The following is a 15,243-nucleotide window of genomic DNA, read 5'->3' as shown; positions in this document are numbered from 1 at the left end:
GTGCGTAGTGCCGCCGATCCCAATGCGCTCCGCCCTACCGCGCTCCGCCCTCGTGGCTCACGCGCGTCGCGCCCAGAATCCAGGTCATGTCCGAGGTCGACCACGGCACGATGTGCGCAGACCGCGCAGGCAATGGCGCCGCATCCCTGGGCCAGCCATCGATCCCGGCTGCGGCCTGCACCTCGACCGGGCCACTGTCTGCCGGCCAGCGCAGCTCGATCCCGTCCGGGCCCGGCGCCTGCCAACGCAGTCGTGACCAGCGACCTGCCTCGTCCAGCAGGGGCGCATCCTCGCCCTGCAGCTGCACATTGCGCACGATTGCCCCGCTCTTGAGCCGTACACGGAGTTCGCGCGTGCCTGCTGGTGCCAGCACGCGCAATATCGCCTGGCCCGTATCGGCATCGTAGGAGCGCTCGAAACGCACCGGCCCTGGCACCGCAATGGCGTCCGCCGTCGTTGCCCAGACAGATGTCAGATCCATCGCAGGAATCGGCAGGCGGGCAGGTTCAGCCTGCGCGCCGCCCAACGCACGCCGGCTCCAGTCAGACAGCTGCGGCAGTGAACTGACGCGGTGGTAGTGCTGGTTGTCTGGGTCCGCAACGAACAGCACCTGGGACAGCTCGGGGTAGCGCGTGCGGTCCGCCTCGGTGAATGACGCGGCGGCCAGTACACCCGCAGCCGCCAGCAACGTCACGAGCGCAGCGATCGCGAACCCGCGTCCACCCTCGGCTATACGTACCCACGGCAGCAGCAATACGGCCAGCCACGCGAACGGCAACGCCAGCACCTCCGGCGTGCCGAAGCCGATCGCCTCGAACAGCTGCAGGGCAAAGTGGAAGACGTGCGCCAGAGCAAACGCGGTGATCACTGCCGCGACAAGGACACGCAATGCGGTCAGCGGCGCGTGCGCCGGCAGCAGCCAGACCACCGCGGCCACCGCCAGCAGCGGCCACAGCAGCAACGGTGCCAGCTCCGGCGCGAGCACCTGCACGACCGCGCCGATGATCCAGGCCACCAGCAAGGCGCCCAGCCGCACGCTTTCACCGCGTGCAGCGGTTCCCGCGCTTGTCCAGGCCAGCAGCGCAACCAGCACGCCCAGCACCAGCCCGATCACATCGAACCCACCCCGCAGTGAGGCGCACGCACCGGCCAGCAGCGCCAGTGCGGCAGCCGGTTTGCGCGCAGCCTTGCAGGCCAGCAACGCACCCAACCCCACCACCACCCCGATGGACAACAGCCCCTCGCCCGCCGCCAGCGTCGAGAATGCCGCCAGCAGGTCGCGATTGATCACCAGCGTGGCATCGCCACCGCCCAGCAACCGGTAAGACACACGCACCGCCAGCGCGACCGACAGCAGTGCCAGCGGCCACCAGGCCACACCACTGACCACGCCGCGCCATCCGCCCAGGTTGAACGTGGCACGCCGTGCGACGACGACAATGACCAGCAGCCCGACCGCCAGCACGCACCAGCCTGACCACATCGGCACGCTGATCATCCAGCCGCCAGGAAGATCGCTGTAGATCGCATCCTGGGTGGAGGTCGGCAGTGTCGCCGAGGTCGCCAGCCGGCGCACCAGCGGCAGCACCTGCGCGCCCATGTGCTGCACGCTGCCCGGGTCGAGATTGGCCACGCTCGCGGTGGCGGCGTGGTAGTCGATCTGGCTGCCGATGATCGCGAAATTGAGCCCCGGAATGCCCTTCTGCGCCGGCACGGTGAAGTCGGTGCCGTTGGGCATGTAGCGGTAGACGAAACCGGTCAGCGAATTGCCCAGCGGCTGCGGCGCGAGTTTGGCGAACGTGCCCAGCAGCGCCGCGTTGCCCGGCCCGGTTTCAAACAGCACCGCACGGCCGCTGCTGCCGCGGGCTTCCAGATTGACGACCGTGCCGATACGCGACGACAGCGGATGCGAGGCGAAGAACGCACGCGCGCCAAGCAGGCCGGCCTCCTCCGCATCGGTGAACAGGAAGACCACGTCACGCTGCCGCAGATCGTTCTGCAGCGCACGCGAGATCTCCAGCATCACCGCCACGCCGAGGCCATCGTCGGCTGCGCCGGGCGAATGGGGAACGGTATCGTAGTGCGCCATCAGCAGCACCGCCGGCAGGCTGCGATCGCGGCCCGGCAGCACCGCAACCACGTTCTCGACATTGGCCGCCCGCACACCGCGACCGTCGCCCTTGCCGTACTCGGCAGCCGCCTGGCCACGCTGCACGGATACCTGGAGTCCGGCCTGCTGCAGGTGGTTCACCAATTGGTCGCGAACCCTTGCCGCAGCCGCTGAGCCGGTGGGATGGGGCTCGGCCGCGATCCAGCTCAGGTGCTGCATCGCACGTGCGGCCGAGAACTCGGTGGTGGCGATGGTGGCTGGCTTTGGCGGCGGGGTTTTCTGCGCGCTCCAGGCGGACCAGGCGGCGATGACGATGCTGAGGAGCAGCAGTGGCAGCGTGTAGCGTGCGACGCCGCGGGATGACCGGAGCGCGCTCATGCGCGCACCCTGTGGTCTAGGTCATTCGCCAGGCTGCAGAGGCGCGGGATAACGAGCACAGGGGCAATCCAGCAAGGGGACCTTCACAGGATTACAAAGCAATTTCGGATCTGTCAAACAATTTTCTGATCAGCCAAGATGCGGGTTCCCCTCGTGATTCACTGCGGAACTGGGAACGCCGAAGCACCGGTCGAACGCCCAGTTGTAGGCGAACGTATAAAAAGGGATGTAGACGATGAACACCAGGTCCAGTACGAACGCCTGCGTCAACGTGATGCCCAGCCACCATGCGATGAGCGGGACCAGAAAGCACACCAGGGTCAGCTGGAACGCCACGGCATGCAGCACACGTCGGCGTACCGTGCGGGTGCGGTCGCGCTGGCGCCGCTCCCATGCCTCGAACAGGTAGTTGAAGCTCACGTTCCATACCGTGGCTATCCCCGTGATCATCAGCGCCAGCAGTCCGGTCGTGGCCGGTGACTTGCCGGTCAGCACCGTCATGACCATCGTTCCCACCGCGAGTCCCAGAAGCTCATAGCCCCCGACGTAGATCACCTTGCGTTTTACGCCCTGCATCACATCCTCCTGCTTGGTCACTGGCGAAGGGTGTGGATGCTATATTCAGAATCACTGACTGAAAAAGTCATCTCCTTTCAGAATTATTGAAAGATATATGTCCCTCTCCAGCGATGACATCGATCTCTTCCTCGCTGTGGTCGACCACGGCTCCTTCTCCGGCGCGGCCCGCGCGCTGCGTCGGGTGCCCTCCGCAGTGAGCATGGGCATCGCAAACATCGAGGCCGGATTGGGTTATCCACTGTTTGACCGCTCGCGCCGCGAGGCGTTGCCGACCGCACAAGCACTGGCCCTGCTGCCCCACGCGCGCTCCGTCGCCAGCAGGTTGCGGCTGTTGCAGATCCATGCCGTGGAGCTTTCGCAGAATCTGGAGAGCACTCTGACCGTCGCTGTCGCCGCCGGCGTTCCGGACCAGACGTTGCTGGAGGCGCTCGCCCGGGTGGGCTGTCGGTACCCTCTGCTGCGGGTGAACCTGCTTCGACTGCCCCAGGACCAGGTTCGCGAGATGCTGCACCAGGAGCGGGCCGATCTGGTCCTGCTGCCCGTCTCCACGGAGGTGGACCGAGAAGAGGCCTTCACCTATGTCACCAACGTTCTTTTCATCGCCGTCGCTTCGGCCACGGCGGACACGCCCGGTCTCCCGGCGGGCCTTCGGCGTCTGGAGGATCTCAGCGGCAGCCGCCAGATCGTGGTGGCTGGGCCAGACGACGACGTCGCAGATCGTCGGCTGCTGGTGTCCGACGCCCGCTGGCATGTGGACTCTGTGGAGGCTGCGCTGGGGCTGGTGGAACGCGGTGCTGGCTGGGCCAACCTGCCGGCGGATGTCGTTGAGGTCGCCGTTTCTGCTGGACGCGTGAAAGTGCTGGCGTTCGACAACCTGGAGAACGGCGTGACGATGCCGGTGCACCTGGTGTGGCTGCGCAGGAAGCCGGTGCGACGTGCCGCTGGCGATGTGATCGCGCTGATGCGCGACCACCTCTGACCCCGTACACCCGAAGAGAACAAAAAAGCCCGCATTTCTGCGGGCTTCCGTGTACGTCCGTGTGTCTAGATACCAGCCAGGGCTGGACGCAGACTCACTCCCACTCGATCGTCGCCGGCGGCTTCCCCGAGATGTCATAAACCACCCGCGACACTCCCCGCAGCTCATTGATGATCCGGTTGCTCACCGTGCCCAGGAAGTCATACGGCAGGTGCGCCCAATGCGCCGTCATGAAATCGATGGTTTCCACCGCGCGCAGCGCGATCACCCACTCATACGCACGCGCATCACCGACCACGCCCACCGACTTCACCGGCAGGAACACCGCGAACGCCTGGCTGGTCTTGTCGTACAGATCGGCCTTGCGCAGTTCGTCGATGAAGATGGCATCGGCCTTGGCCAGCAGTTCGGCGTATTCGCGCTTCACTTCGCCGAGGATGCGCACGCCCAGGCCCGGACCCGGGAACGGATGGCGGTAGACCATGCTGCGCGGCAGGCCGAGCTCGACGCCGAGGCGACGCACTTCGTCCTTGAACAGCTCACGCAGCGGCTCGACCAGGCCCAGCTTCATGTGCTCCGGCAGGCCGCCGACGTTGTGGTGGCTCTTGATCACGTGGGCCTTGCCGGTCTTGCTGCCGGCCGACTCGATCACGTCGGGGTAGATGGTGCCCTGCGCCAGCCACTTGGCATTCTTCAGCTTGGTGGATTCTTCATCGAAGATGTCCACGAACAGGTTGCCGATGATCTTGCGCTTGGCTTCCGGATCGCTGACGCCTTCGAGCTTGCTGAAGTAGCGGTCCGCTGCATTTACGCGGATCACCTTGACGCCCATGTGCTCGGCGAACATCGCCATCACCTGGTCGCCTTCCTGCCAGCGCAGCAGGCCGGTATCGACGAACACGCAGGTCAGCTTGTCACCGATCGCCTTGTGCAGCAGCGCAGCCACGACGGACGAATCGACGCCGCCGGACAAGCCCAGGATCACTTCGTCATCGCCGACCTGCTCGCGCACGCGGGCGATCTGGTCGTCGATGATGTTGGCGGCGGTCCACAGGGTCTCGCAGCCGCACACATCCACCACGAAGCGGCGCAGCAGCGCCTGGCCCTGCAGGGTGTGGGTCACTTCCGGGTGGAACTGCACGCCGTACCAGCGCTTCTCTTCGTTGGCCATCGCGGCCACCGGGATGCGATCGGTCACGGCGGTGACGGTGAAGCCCGGGGGCGCGACGGAGACGTGGTCGCCGTGGCTCATCCAGACATTCAACTTCGGCTCGCCACCGTGGTCGCTCAGACCCTTGAACAGCGCATCCGGGGCGACGACGTTGACTTCGGCATGGCCGAACTCACGCTGGTCGGCCGCTTCGGTGGCGCCACCGAGCTGCGCGGCCAGGGTCTGCATGCCGTAGCAGATGCCGAAGATCGGCAGGCCGCTGTCGAACACTTCCTGCGGTGCGGCAGGCGCACCCGGCAGCGTAGTCGATTCCGGGCCACCGGACAGGATGATGCCCTTGGCGCCGAACGCGGCGATGTCGGCCGGATTGTGGTCCCATGCCCAGATCTCGCAGTACACGCCGAGCTCGCGGATGCGGCGCGCGATCAGCTGGGTGTACTGGGCGCCGAAATCGAGGATGAGGATCTTGTCGTTATGGATGTTGGTCATGGTGCCCGGGCAATGCAGGAGTAAATACGGGAAACACAGCGTCGTTACCGGCGGCCGATAGAGAAAGAGGAACGGGAATCAGCTTCCTCGTTCCTCTTTGCTCATGCCGCGTCAGGCGCGGTAGTTCGGCGGCTCTTTGGTGATCTGCACGTCGTGGACGTGGCTCTCACGTTGGCCGGCGCCGCTGATCTTGACGAACTTCGGCTTGCTGCGCATGTCTTCGACGGTGCCGCAGCCCACGTAACCCATGGTGGCGCGCAGGCCGCCCATCAGCTGGTGGATGATGCCGCCGACCGGGCCGCGATACGGCACGCGGCCTTCGATGCCTTCGGGCACCAGCTTGTCGGCGCTGGAGGCGTCCTGGAAGTAGCGGTCCTTGGACCCCTTCTCCATCGCGGCCAGCGAGCCCATGCCGCGGTAGCTCTTGTAGGAGCGGCCCTGGAACAGCTCGGTCTCGCCGGGCGATTCCTCGGTACCGGCCAGCAGGCCACCGATCATGATGGTGGAGGCACCGGCGGCCAGCGCCTTGCCGATGTCGCCGGAGTAACGGATGCCACCGTCGGCGATCAGCGGGATGCGGTCCTGCAGCGCCTCGGCGACCAGGTCGATCGCGGTGATCTGCGGCACGCCGACACCGGCGACGACGCGCGTGGTGCAGATCGAGCCCGGGCCGATGCCGACCTTGACCGCGTCCGCGCCGCTGTCCAGCAGCGCCAGTGCGGCTTCACCGGTGCAGATGTTGCCACCGACAACCTGCACCTGCGGGAAGTGCTTCTTGACCCAGCTGACGCGGTCCAGCACGCCCTGCGAGTGGCCGTGCGCGGTGTCCACCACCAGCACGTCCACCCCGGCGGCGACCAGCGCCTCGACCCGGCGGTCGGTATCACCACCGACGCCGACGGCCGCGCCGACCAGCAGGCGGGTGGCGGTGTCCTTGGCGGCATTCGGGTAATCGGTGTTCTTCTGGATGTCCTTGACGGTGATCAGGCCGCGCAGGGCGAACTCATCGTTGACGACCAGGATCTTCTCGATGCGGTTGCGGTGCAGCAGCTGCAGCACTTCATCGGAGGCCGCGCCTTCCTTGACCGTGATCAGGCGATCCTTCTTGGTCATGATGTGGCGGACCGGATCGTCCAGCTCGGTCTCGAAGCGCATGTCACGGTGGGTGACGATGCCGACCAGCTGGCCGCCGCCGTCCACTACCGGCACGCCGGAGATGTTGCGCGCCTGGGTCAGCGCCAGCACGTCGCGGATGGTGGTCTCCGGGCCGACGGTGATCGGGTCGCGGATGACGCCGGCCTCGAACTTCTTGACCTTGGCCACTTCGGCAGCCTGCTGCTCGACGCTCAGATTCTTGTGGATGATGCCCATGCCGCCGAGCTGGGCCATGGCGATGGCCAGGCGGGCTTCGGTGACGGTATCCATGGCAGCCGAGAGGATCGGAAGCTTCAGCCGCAGGTCGCGCGTCAGGCGCGTTTCCAGACTGACATCCTTGGGCAGGATGATGGAATGAGCGGGGACGAGGGAGACGTCGTCGTAGGTGAGAGCTTCAGCCTGGATGCGCAGCATCGGCATACCCGAGATGTGGGGAAGCGCGACATTTTACCCTGATTCGGGCGTCTTTGGCAGGGGGCAGGTGCGACGCTGTGTCGCGCCGACGAACCCGGTAGAGCCGACCGTTGGTCGGCTACGCCTGGATCGGGTAGAGCCGACCGGTGGGCGGGAGCGCCAGGAAACCCCTGCCACCGCCCCAACAGCAGCCGGCCACCCGGCGGCTCGACCAGGGGCGGCAGGTGTCGGTCCGCCCGGAGGCGCCGCCGCGGGAGGTGCCGACCGTGGGTCGGCACAGGGCGGTCAGAACGCCTCGGCGGCCTCGATCGTGTTCTGCATCAACGTGGCCACGGTCATCGGCCCTACCCCGCCCGGGACCGGGGTGATCCAGCTGGCGCGCTGGGCGGCGGCCTCAAAGCCGACATCGCCGACCAGGCGGCCATCCTCCAGGCGGTTGATGCCCACGTCGATCACCACGGCGCCCGGCTTGACCCACTCGCCCGGGACGATGCCCGGGCGGCCCACGGCGACCACCAGGATGTCGGCGTTGCGCACCGACTGCTCCAGCACGTCCTTGGGGGTGAACTTGTGGCAGCTGGTCACGGTGCAGCCGGCGATCAGCAGCTCCAGGCCCATCGGGCGGCCGACGTGGTTGCTGACGCCGACGATGGTGGCGTTGCGACCGCGCACCGGCTGGTCGGTATGGCCCAGCAGGGTCACGATGCCGCGCGGCGTGCACGGGCGCAGGCCGAACTCGCGCAGGGCCAGATGGCCGACGTTTTCCGGGTGGAAGCCGTCCACGTCCTTGCGCGGGTCGATGCGGTGGATCAGGCGATTGGCGTCCGGGATGCCCGGCAGCGGCAGCTGGACCAGGATGCCGTGGATCTTCGGATCGGCGTTGAGCTGGTCGATCAACGTCAGCAGCTCGGCCTCGGTGGTGCCGGCCGGCAGATCGTAATCAAAGGCTTCGATGCCCACTTTTTCGGCCGCGCGGCGCTTGTTGCGCACGTACACGGTCGACGCCGGATCGCCACCCACCAGCACCACGGCCAGGCCCGGACGGCTGCCACCGGCAGCCAGGCGGGCATCTACCCGGACCTTGAGGCTGTCCAGCAGGTCTTCGGCGATGCGGCGGCCGTCGAGAATGCGGGCGGAAGAAGCGGTGTCGGAAGTCGGTGAGCTCATCGAGGGCGGCAGGCGTGGGGGCGACGGTCGGCTATTGTCCCTGATTCGGCCCGCCCCGCCCACCGGTAGTGCCGGCCGCTGGCCGGCACGTGGGATGGGCCCACCTGGGTGCCGGCCGGGGGGGGGGGCCCCCCGGGGGGCCCGCCCCGCGCCGGCCACTACCCTGCTTATTCTTCTTCCGGCACCTCGTCCGCGTTGAGCGTGCGCGCTTTGCGCTTGGGCGCGGTGAACGGGGTCGGCGTGGGCACGCCCGGCAGCGCCGTGCCGAACACCATGTGCGCCCCGGCGCGCAGGTCTCCGCCCGCCATCTCCAGCTCGAAGCGTTCCGCATCACGCTCGCGGATCTGCTCGGCGATCTCACGCGCATCGTCCGGATCGGCACCCAGCTCCATCAACGCGGCCTGGCCGAACTGCAGCGCCGACTCGAAGGTCTCGCGGATCTGGAAGTCCACGCCGGCATGGATCAGGCGCAGCGAATGCTCGCGATCGAACGAGCGCACCAGCAGCTTGGCCTGGGGGAACTCGTGGGTGACCAGCTCGACGATGCGATCGGCATCCTGGTCGCTGTTGACGCACACCGCGATCGCACGCGCCGACCCCGCGCCGGACGCATGCAGTACATCCAGCCGGGTACCGTCGCCGTAGTAGATCTTGAACCCGAAGCGCTCGGCGTTGTGGATCATGTCCACGTCGTTGTCGATGATGGTCACATCCACATCGCGCGCCAGCAGCGACTGACTCGCCACCTGGCCGAAGCGACCAAAGCCGATCAGCAGCACGCTGCCGGACAAGCCGTCGGCTTCTTCGACACCATCGAGCGAGACTTCCCGGTCCGGCATCAGCTTGTCGTGCAGCAGCACGAACAGCGGCGTCAGCGCCATCGAAAGCACCACGATCGCGGTCAGATTGGCATTGACCTGTACGTCGATCACACCGGCCACCGCCGCGGCGGAGAACAGCACGAAGGCGAACTCGCCGCCCTGCGCCATCACCACGCCACGGTCCAGCGCCTGCCGATGATCACTGCCCAGGATGCGCGCGACCACGTAGATGCAGACCGCCTTGGCCAGCATCAGCGCGAACACGCCGGAGACGATCAGCGGCCAGTTGTTGGCCACGACGGTGAGGTCCAACGCCATGCCGACGCTGAGGAAGAACAAGCCGAGCAGGATGCCGCGGAACGGCTCGATGTCCGCTTCGATCTGGTGGCGGAAGGTGGATTCGCTGAGCAGCACGCCCGCGAGGAACGCGCCCATCGCCATCGACAACCCACCCAGCTGCATCAGCAGCGCGGCGCCGAGCACGACCAGCAGGGCAGCGGCCGTCATCACCTCGCGCGCCTTGGCGGCGGCGAGGATGCGGAACAACGGATTGAGCAGGAAGCGGCCGACCAGCACCAGGCCGACGATCGCACCGGCAGCGATACCCACGGTGACCCAGCGCGAGCTCTCGCCCGCATCACTGTGCACCGGCGCCATGAACGCGACCACCGCCAGCAGCGGCACGATCAGCAGATCTTCGAACAGCAGGATCGAGACGATCTTCTGGCCGGTCGGCAGCGCGATGTCGCCGCGTTCGGCAAGCAGTTGCATCACCACCGCGGTGGAGGTCAACACGAACCCGGCGGCGCCGATGAAGGCCACCGGCAAGGGGAAGCCGAGCAGCATGCACACGCCGGTCAGCACCGCGCCGCAGACCACGATCTGCAGCGTGCCCAGGCCGAAGATCTCGTTGCGCAGACTCCACAGGTGCGAGGGCCGCATCTCCAGGCCGATCACGAACAGGAACATCACCACGCCGAGCTCGGCGGTATGCAGGATGGCCTGCGGATCGGAGAACCAGCCGAACCCGAACGGGCCGATGGCCAGGCCCGCGGCGAAATAGCCCAGCACCGAGCCCAACCCCAGCCGGCGGAACAGCGGCACCATGACCACTGCCGCGCCCAGCAGAGCGACGACTTTCACCAGTTCACTGGCACCTGCTTCCACCGCCATGCGGTTGTTTCCCCGGACTACACAAGATGGGTCAACGATAGGGCAAAGCGGTGAAGGGCAATAGCGCGGATGATGCGTTTTATCGTGCTGAATTCAGAACGATATTGAATCTGGATGCCACATCGTCCCGAAATCGCCACCGAACCCACCGGTAGAGCCACGCCACGCGTGGCTGCGCTCACCCGGCGGCCCCTCGCCAACGGCATCCACGCATAGCGTCCCGGCGAACCGCATCCACGCATGGCGTGGATCTACGCGCCGCTGCAGAACGCGGCGTAATCGATGTACCCAGGGAACGCGCGCCCGGGCGCGCAGAGCGGACAGGCCGGGTCCGGCCTGAGCCGCGTCTCGCGGAAGCGCATGCCCAGCGCATCGAAGGTCAGCAGGCGTCCGATCAGTGGCTCGCCGATGCCGAGCAGCAGCTTGAGCACTTCGGTGGCCTGCAGCAGACCCACCATGCCCGGCAGCACGCCCAGGACACCGGCCTCCGAGCAGTTGGGCGCGAACTCGGGCGGCGGCGGCTCCGGGAACAGGCAGCGGTAGCACGGCGCTGTGCCACGCTGGCGACCGGCATCGAACACACTGATCTGGCCGGTAAAGCGCTCCACCGCGCCATACACCAGCGGGATGCCGTGCTGGAGGCAGGCATCGTTGAGCAGATAACGCAGCGGGAAGTTGTCCGAGCCATCCAGCACCACGTCGACCCCCTCGAGCAGCGCATCGATGTTGTCCGAGGTGACCCGCGCCTGCACGGCCTCCACATCCAGCGAGGGATTGAGCGCGAGCAGGCGCGCGCGGGCGGAGCGCACCTTGGGCTCGCCGACGCTGGCATCGGTATGGATGATCTGCCGATGCAGGTTGCTGCGATCCACCACGTCGTCGTCGGCGATGCGCAGGTGCCCTACCCCGGCCGCGGCCAGGTAGAAGCTGGCCGGTGCGCCCAGACCGCCGGCGCCGAGCACCAGCACGCGCGAGGCGAGCAGCGTCTTCTGGCCCTGGACACCCACCTGCGGCAACAGCAGATGACGCGAGTAGCGTTCGTTGAAATCGCGCTCGGCGTCGCTCTGCATCGGCTGCACCAACGGCAGCCCGTCAGCGCGCCACGCGGACGTGCCGCCGTGGACGGAGGCGACATGCGTATAGCCGAGACCGGCCAGGACGTTCGCGGCCTCCATCGAGCGCTTGCCGCTCTGGCAGATCAGGACGACCTCGCGGTCGATGGCCGGCAGGTGCGTGCGGGGTTCGGCCTGGAGATCGCCCGTGGCGATGCCAACGGCGCCTTCGGCCATGCCGGTGGCACGCTCGTGCGCCTCACGGACGTCGATCAGCAGCGCGCCGTGGGCGAGGCGTTCGCGGGCCTGCGCCGGGGTGAGTTCGGGGATCGTGCTCATGCGGGGATTATCGCGCACGGGCGCGCCGGCCGCCGGTTTGTCCGGTTTGCCGGCCAGCGGCCGGCACTACCGCTGCGTGCGGCCACTGGCCGGCAGCTCCAATGAAAAGAGCCGGCTTGCGCCGGCTCTTTCTGCATCACTTGCCCTTGACGTGCTTGATCAAGCGGCGCTTGCGCTTGAGCTGACGTTCGGTGAGCACGTTCTTCTTGCCCTCGTACGGGTTCACACCCTCGCGGAAGATGAACTGCACGGGCGTGCCGACCAGCTTGAAGCGCTTGCGGAAGAAGTTTTCCAGATAGCGCTTGTACGACTCCGGCAGGTCTTTCAGACGGGTGCCGTGGACGATGAAGGTCGGCGGGTTGGAACCGCCCGGATGCACGTAGCGCAGCTTGGACACGTGACCACGGATCGCCGGCGGCGGGTTGGTCTCGTAGGCCGTTTCCAGCGCCTTGTTGACTTCGCTGGTGCTGAACTCATGCGTCGCCGAGGCATGCGCGGCGTGGATGCAGCGGAACAGCTCACGCAGGCCCGAGCCGTGCTTGGCCGAGATGCGCACCACTTCGGCCCACGGCACGAAGCCGAGCTTGCGCGACACCAGCGCTTCAGCCTGCTCGCGCTGGTAATCGGTCAGGCCATCCCACTTGTTGATCGCCACCACCAACGCACGGCCGGCATCGAGCACCGCACCCAGCACGCTGGCGTCCTGATCGGTGACACCTTCAGAGGCATCGAGCATCAGCACCGCGACCTGGCACTGCTCGATGGCCTGCAGGGTCTTGATGACGCTGAACTTCTCGACCACTTCCTCGACGCGCGCCTTGCGACGCAGGCCCGCGGTATCGATCAGGCGGTACTCGCGCCCGTCACGCTCCATGTCCACCGCGATCGAATCACGGGTGGTACCGGGCACTTCGGAGGCGATCATGCGCTCTTCGCCGAGCAGACGATTGACCAGCGTCGACTTGCCCACGTTGGGGCGGCCGACGAAGGCGATGCGAATGCGGTTCGGATCGGTGTCCAGGGTCTCGGTGGTGCCCTCTTCCGGCAACCGTTCCACGACCTCGTCCAGCAGATCATCCAGGCCCTGACGGTGCGCGGCCGAGACGGTCAGCATTTCGCTGAAGCCGTAACGGGCAAACTCCGAACGCACGGTGTCTTCGTTCATGCCGTCGATCTTGTTGATCAGCAGCAGGGTCGGACGGGCCAGTTTGCGCAGCCAGGACAGGATCTCGTCGTCCATCGGGCCCTCACGGGCATCGACCACGAACAGGATCAGGTCCGCCTCGGCGGCGGCGGCGCGGGCCTGGCGGGCAGTAGCGCCGGCCAGACCTTCTTCTTCACCGGCGATACCGCCGGTATCGACCACCAGGAACGGGTGGTCTTCATCAAGACGACAAACACCGTAATTACGGTCCCGGGTCACGCCGGGCTGGTCATGGACCAGCGCGTCGCGCGTACGGGTAAACGCATTGAACAGCGTGGACTTGCCGACATTCGGCCGTCCAACCAGGGCGACCAAGGGCAGCATCGCGGTAACTCCTTATTGTGCCAACCGGAACGCGGTCAGCTTTCCATCAACGTTCTGCACCAGCAGAATCCCATCGGCAGCTACCGGCTGTGCCAGGAGGGCGTCGCCGCCACTCTTGGCGCGCGCCGCGAACTCACCGTTATCGGTCCGCAACCAGTGCAGATACCCCTTGTAATCACCGACCACAACGTAATCGCCGTGGATGACCGGACCGGTCAGCGAACGACGGGCCAGGCCCGTCTGCGACCACATGGCCGAACCGCTGGCCTTGTCCAGGCCGAACACGCCGCCCTTGTTGTCGGTGACGAACACATTGCTCGAGGTCAGGGCCACGCCACCGGCGCCACCATGATCACGTGCCCACAGCGGACGGCCGGTCGGGCCTTCGATCGCCATGGTCTGGTTCTTGAAACTGCTGACGAACAGCGTATTGCCTTCCAGCACCGGGGCGCCATCGATATCGGCCATGCGCTCCAGCTCGGTACGGCCTTCGCCGGTGCCGACCATCTGGTCCCACAGCGTGCGGCCGTCCTGCATGGCCAGCGCGGCGATGGAACCGTCGTCGTTACCGATGAACAGCACGCCCGGGCCGGCGACGACCGGCGCGTTGCCACGCACGGTCAGTGCCGGCAGCTCGCGCGGGTTGAACCAGCGCTGGGTGCCATTTTCGGCATCCAGGCCGGTCACGCGGCCGTCGTTGCTGCGCACGAACACCATGCCCTGGCCCACGGCCGGCGCGGAGATCACTTCACCCGGCACCTTGGCACGCCACTTCTCAGTGCCGTCGGCCGCGTTCAACGCGATGACTTCGCCATCCAGGGTGCCGATGACGACCAGGCCGTCACCCACGCCCGGGCCACCGGACAGACGCAGCTTGGGCTGCTTCTTCACCTTGGCCGGTTCATAGGTCCAGATCTTCTTGCCGGTCTGCAGGTCGATGGCATGCACGCCACCGTAGATGGCGGCCGCGTACACGCGACCATCGGCGACCACCGGGCCCTGACGGACGCCGATGCGCTTCTCACCCTTGCCGACGTTGGCCGTCCAGATCTTGTCGACCTTGGCGGTGGCATCGAACTTGACCAGCTCGGCCGGCTCCAGCGCCTTCTTGGCCGCCGCATCTTTGCCGGCGAACCAGCCCTTCATCGTGCTGCAGCCGGTCAGGGCCATGCCCAACAGGGCGACCGTGGCAACGCGCTTGATCATGACCATCTGATTCATTACACCGACTCCGCAGGATCGGTGACGGTGCCACCGGCATCCGTCAACTTGGTTTCCAGCAGGCGCCGCTGGGGCGCTGCCACGTCCAGCGTCTTGAGCGCCTTCTCATACTGCTCGCGGGCGGCATCACGCTTGCCCTGCGCCATCAGTGCGTCGCCATGGATTTCCAGGCTGGCGCTGTCGGTTGCGGTGCCGAGCTGCTTGATCGCATCCTCGGTCTTGCCGGTGGCCACCAGCAGGCGCGCAACGCGCTGCTCGATCACCGGCTTGAATTCGGGGTCGGCCTTGATCGCGCGCAGGGTCGCCAGCGCATCTTCGTTCTTGCCGGCATCGACCTGGGCCTTGGCCAGCTGCAGTGCGGCCAGATCGGCATAGATGTTGGCCTTGCCGCTTTCCAGGTCCTTCACACCCTTGGCGGCCTGCTCCAGATCCTTTTCTTCCAGGCTCTTGAGGACGATCTGGTATTGGACGTTGGCGCCGGCCAGGCTGTTGCTGTGCCGGGTCTGCCACTCTTTCCAGCCCCAGATGCCACCGATCGCGATGGCTACGCCAGCGAGGATGCTGACACCGTTCTTCCGCAGCCAGCCGCGGACGCGTTCACTTTGTTCGTGCTCGTCGAGCAGGTCGTCGATCGCCATGCGTACTCTCGCCCCGCCCATGAGGAGGA

General features: G+C 66.7%; 11 protein-coding genes. 1 reads left to right on the top strand and 10 read right to left on the bottom strand.

What is annotated here, in order from left to right; genetic code table 11:
• Positions 1-34: 34 nt before the first annotated feature.
• On the bottom strand, positions 35-2,488 hold the full coding sequence (locus tag ABE546_RS07605; protein ID WP_346463088.1) for a M20/M25/M40 family metallo-hydrolase: 2,454 nt from the start codon (positions 2,486-2,488) through the stop codon (positions 35-37).
• A 129-nt stretch (positions 2,489-2,617) separates the two neighbouring features.
• Positions 2,618-3,064: a PACE efflux transporter gene (locus tag ABE546_RS07600; RefSeq protein ID WP_346463086.1), complete on the bottom strand. Its 447-nt coding sequence runs from the start codon at positions 3,062-3,064 to the stop codon at positions 2,618-2,620.
• Between the two features lie 97 nt (positions 3,065-3,161).
• On the opposite strand from ABE546_RS07600, the gene ABE546_RS07595 reads away from it, so the two are divergent.
• Complete coding sequence (locus ABE546_RS07595) at positions 3,162-4,046, top strand: LysR family transcriptional regulator (protein ID WP_346463084.1); 885 nt, start codon at positions 3,162-3,164, stop codon at positions 4,044-4,046.
• A gap of 94 nt (positions 4,047-4,140) precedes the next feature.
• Here ABE546_RS07595 and guaA read toward each other — a convergent pair whose 3' ends face one another.
• The 8 genes from guaA to ABE546_RS07555 form a co-directional block, all read right to left on the bottom strand.
• A complete protein-coding gene (guaA, locus tag ABE546_RS07590) occupies positions 4,141-5,706 on the bottom strand; it encodes a glutamine-hydrolyzing GMP synthase (RefSeq protein WP_313218074.1) in 1,566 nt (521 codons plus the stop codon).
• 111 nt (positions 5,707-5,817) lie between these two features.
• Positions 5,818-7,275 (bottom strand): IMP dehydrogenase, encoded by a 1,458-nt coding sequence (gene guaB, locus ABE546_RS07585; RefSeq protein ID WP_123729717.1) that lies wholly within the window; start codon positions 7,273-7,275, stop codon positions 5,818-5,820.
• Between the two features lie 285 nt (positions 7,276-7,560).
• Positions 7,561-8,442, bottom strand: a complete 882-nt coding sequence (folD, locus tag ABE546_RS07580) for a bifunctional methylenetetrahydrofolate dehydrogenase/methenyltetrahydrofolate cyclohydrolase FolD (RefSeq protein WP_346463082.1) — start codon at positions 8,440-8,442, stop codon at positions 7,561-7,563.
• A gap of 167 nt (positions 8,443-8,609) precedes the next feature.
• On the bottom strand, positions 8,610-10,436 hold the full coding sequence (locus tag ABE546_RS07575) for a monovalent cation:proton antiporter-2 (CPA2) family protein (RefSeq protein ID WP_313212314.1): 1,827 nt from the start codon (positions 10,434-10,436) through the stop codon (positions 8,610-8,612).
• 251 nt (positions 10,437-10,687) lie between these two features.
• The gene (gene moeB / locus ABE546_RS07570) at positions 10,688-11,827 is read right to left on the bottom strand and encodes a molybdopterin-synthase adenylyltransferase MoeB (protein ID WP_346463081.1); all 1,140 of its coding nucleotides are present in this window, start codon (positions 11,825-11,827) and stop codon (positions 10,688-10,690) included.
• Positions 11,828-11,963: 136 nt separating this feature from the next.
• Positions 11,964-13,355 carry a ribosome biogenesis GTPase Der gene (gene der / locus ABE546_RS07565; protein ID WP_259261070.1) on the bottom strand — a complete coding sequence of 464 codons (1,392 nt, stop codon included), beginning with the start codon at positions 13,353-13,355 and terminating at the stop codon, positions 11,964-11,966.
• 12 nt (positions 13,356-13,367) lie between these two features.
• Positions 13,368-14,576, bottom strand: coding sequence for an outer membrane protein assembly factor BamB (gene bamB / locus ABE546_RS07560; protein WP_313212316.1), 1,209 nt, complete (start codon positions 14,574-14,576; stop codon positions 13,368-13,370).
• A complete protein-coding gene (locus ABE546_RS07555; protein WP_019183086.1) occupies positions 14,576-15,214 on the bottom strand; it encodes a tetratricopeptide repeat protein in 639 nt (212 codons plus the stop codon). Before ABE546_RS07555 ends, bamB begins: the two co-directional genes overlap by 1 nt.
• Positions 15,215-15,243: the final 29 nt, after the last annotated feature.

The organism is Stenotrophomonas sp. TWI377 (assembly GCF_039674525.1).
GTDB lineage: Bacteria > Pseudomonadota > Gammaproteobacteria > Xanthomonadales > Xanthomonadaceae > Stenotrophomonas.
The sequence above is the reverse complement of the archived record's forward strand: the minus strand, read 5'-3'. Positions and strand labels throughout refer to the sequence as shown.

Coding starts and splice junctions, on each gene's coding strand:
- ABE546_RS07605 (WP_346463088.1), bottom strand. CDS start 2,488: ATGAGCGCGCTCCGGTCATCCCGCGGCGTCGCACGCTACACGCTGCCA.
- ABE546_RS07600 (WP_346463086.1), bottom strand. CDS start 3,064: ATGCAGGGCGTAAAACGCAAGGTGATCTACGTCGGGGGCTATGAGCTT.
- ABE546_RS07595 (WP_346463084.1), top strand. CDS start 3,162: ATGTCCCTCTCCAGCGATGACATCGATCTCTTCCTCGCTGTGGTCGAC.
- guaA (WP_313218074.1), bottom strand. CDS start 5,706: ATGACCAACATCCATAACGACAAGATCCTCATCCTCGATTTCGGCGCC.
- guaB (WP_123729717.1), bottom strand. CDS start 7,275: ATGCTGCGCATCCAGGCTGAAGCTCTCACCTACGACGACGTCTCCCTC.
- folD (WP_346463082.1), bottom strand. CDS start 8,442: ATGAGCTCACCGACTTCCGACACCGCTTCTTCCGCCCGCATTCTCGAC.
- ABE546_RS07575 (WP_313212314.1), bottom strand. CDS start 10,436: ATGGCGGTGGAAGCAGGTGCCAGTGAACTGGTGAAAGTCGTCGCTCTG.
- moeB (WP_346463081.1), bottom strand. CDS start 11,827: ATGAGCACGATCCCCGAACTCACCCCGGCGCAGGCCCGCGAACGCCTC.
- der (WP_259261070.1), bottom strand. CDS start 13,355: ATGCTGCCCTTGGTCGCCCTGGTTGGACGGCCGAATGTCGGCAAGTCC.
- bamB (WP_313212316.1), bottom strand. CDS start 14,576: ATGAATCAGATGGTCATGATCAAGCGCGTTGCCACGGTCGCCCTGTTG.
- ABE546_RS07555 (WP_019183086.1), bottom strand. CDS start 15,214: ATGGCGATCGACGACCTGCTCGACGAGCACGAACAAAGTGAACGCGTC.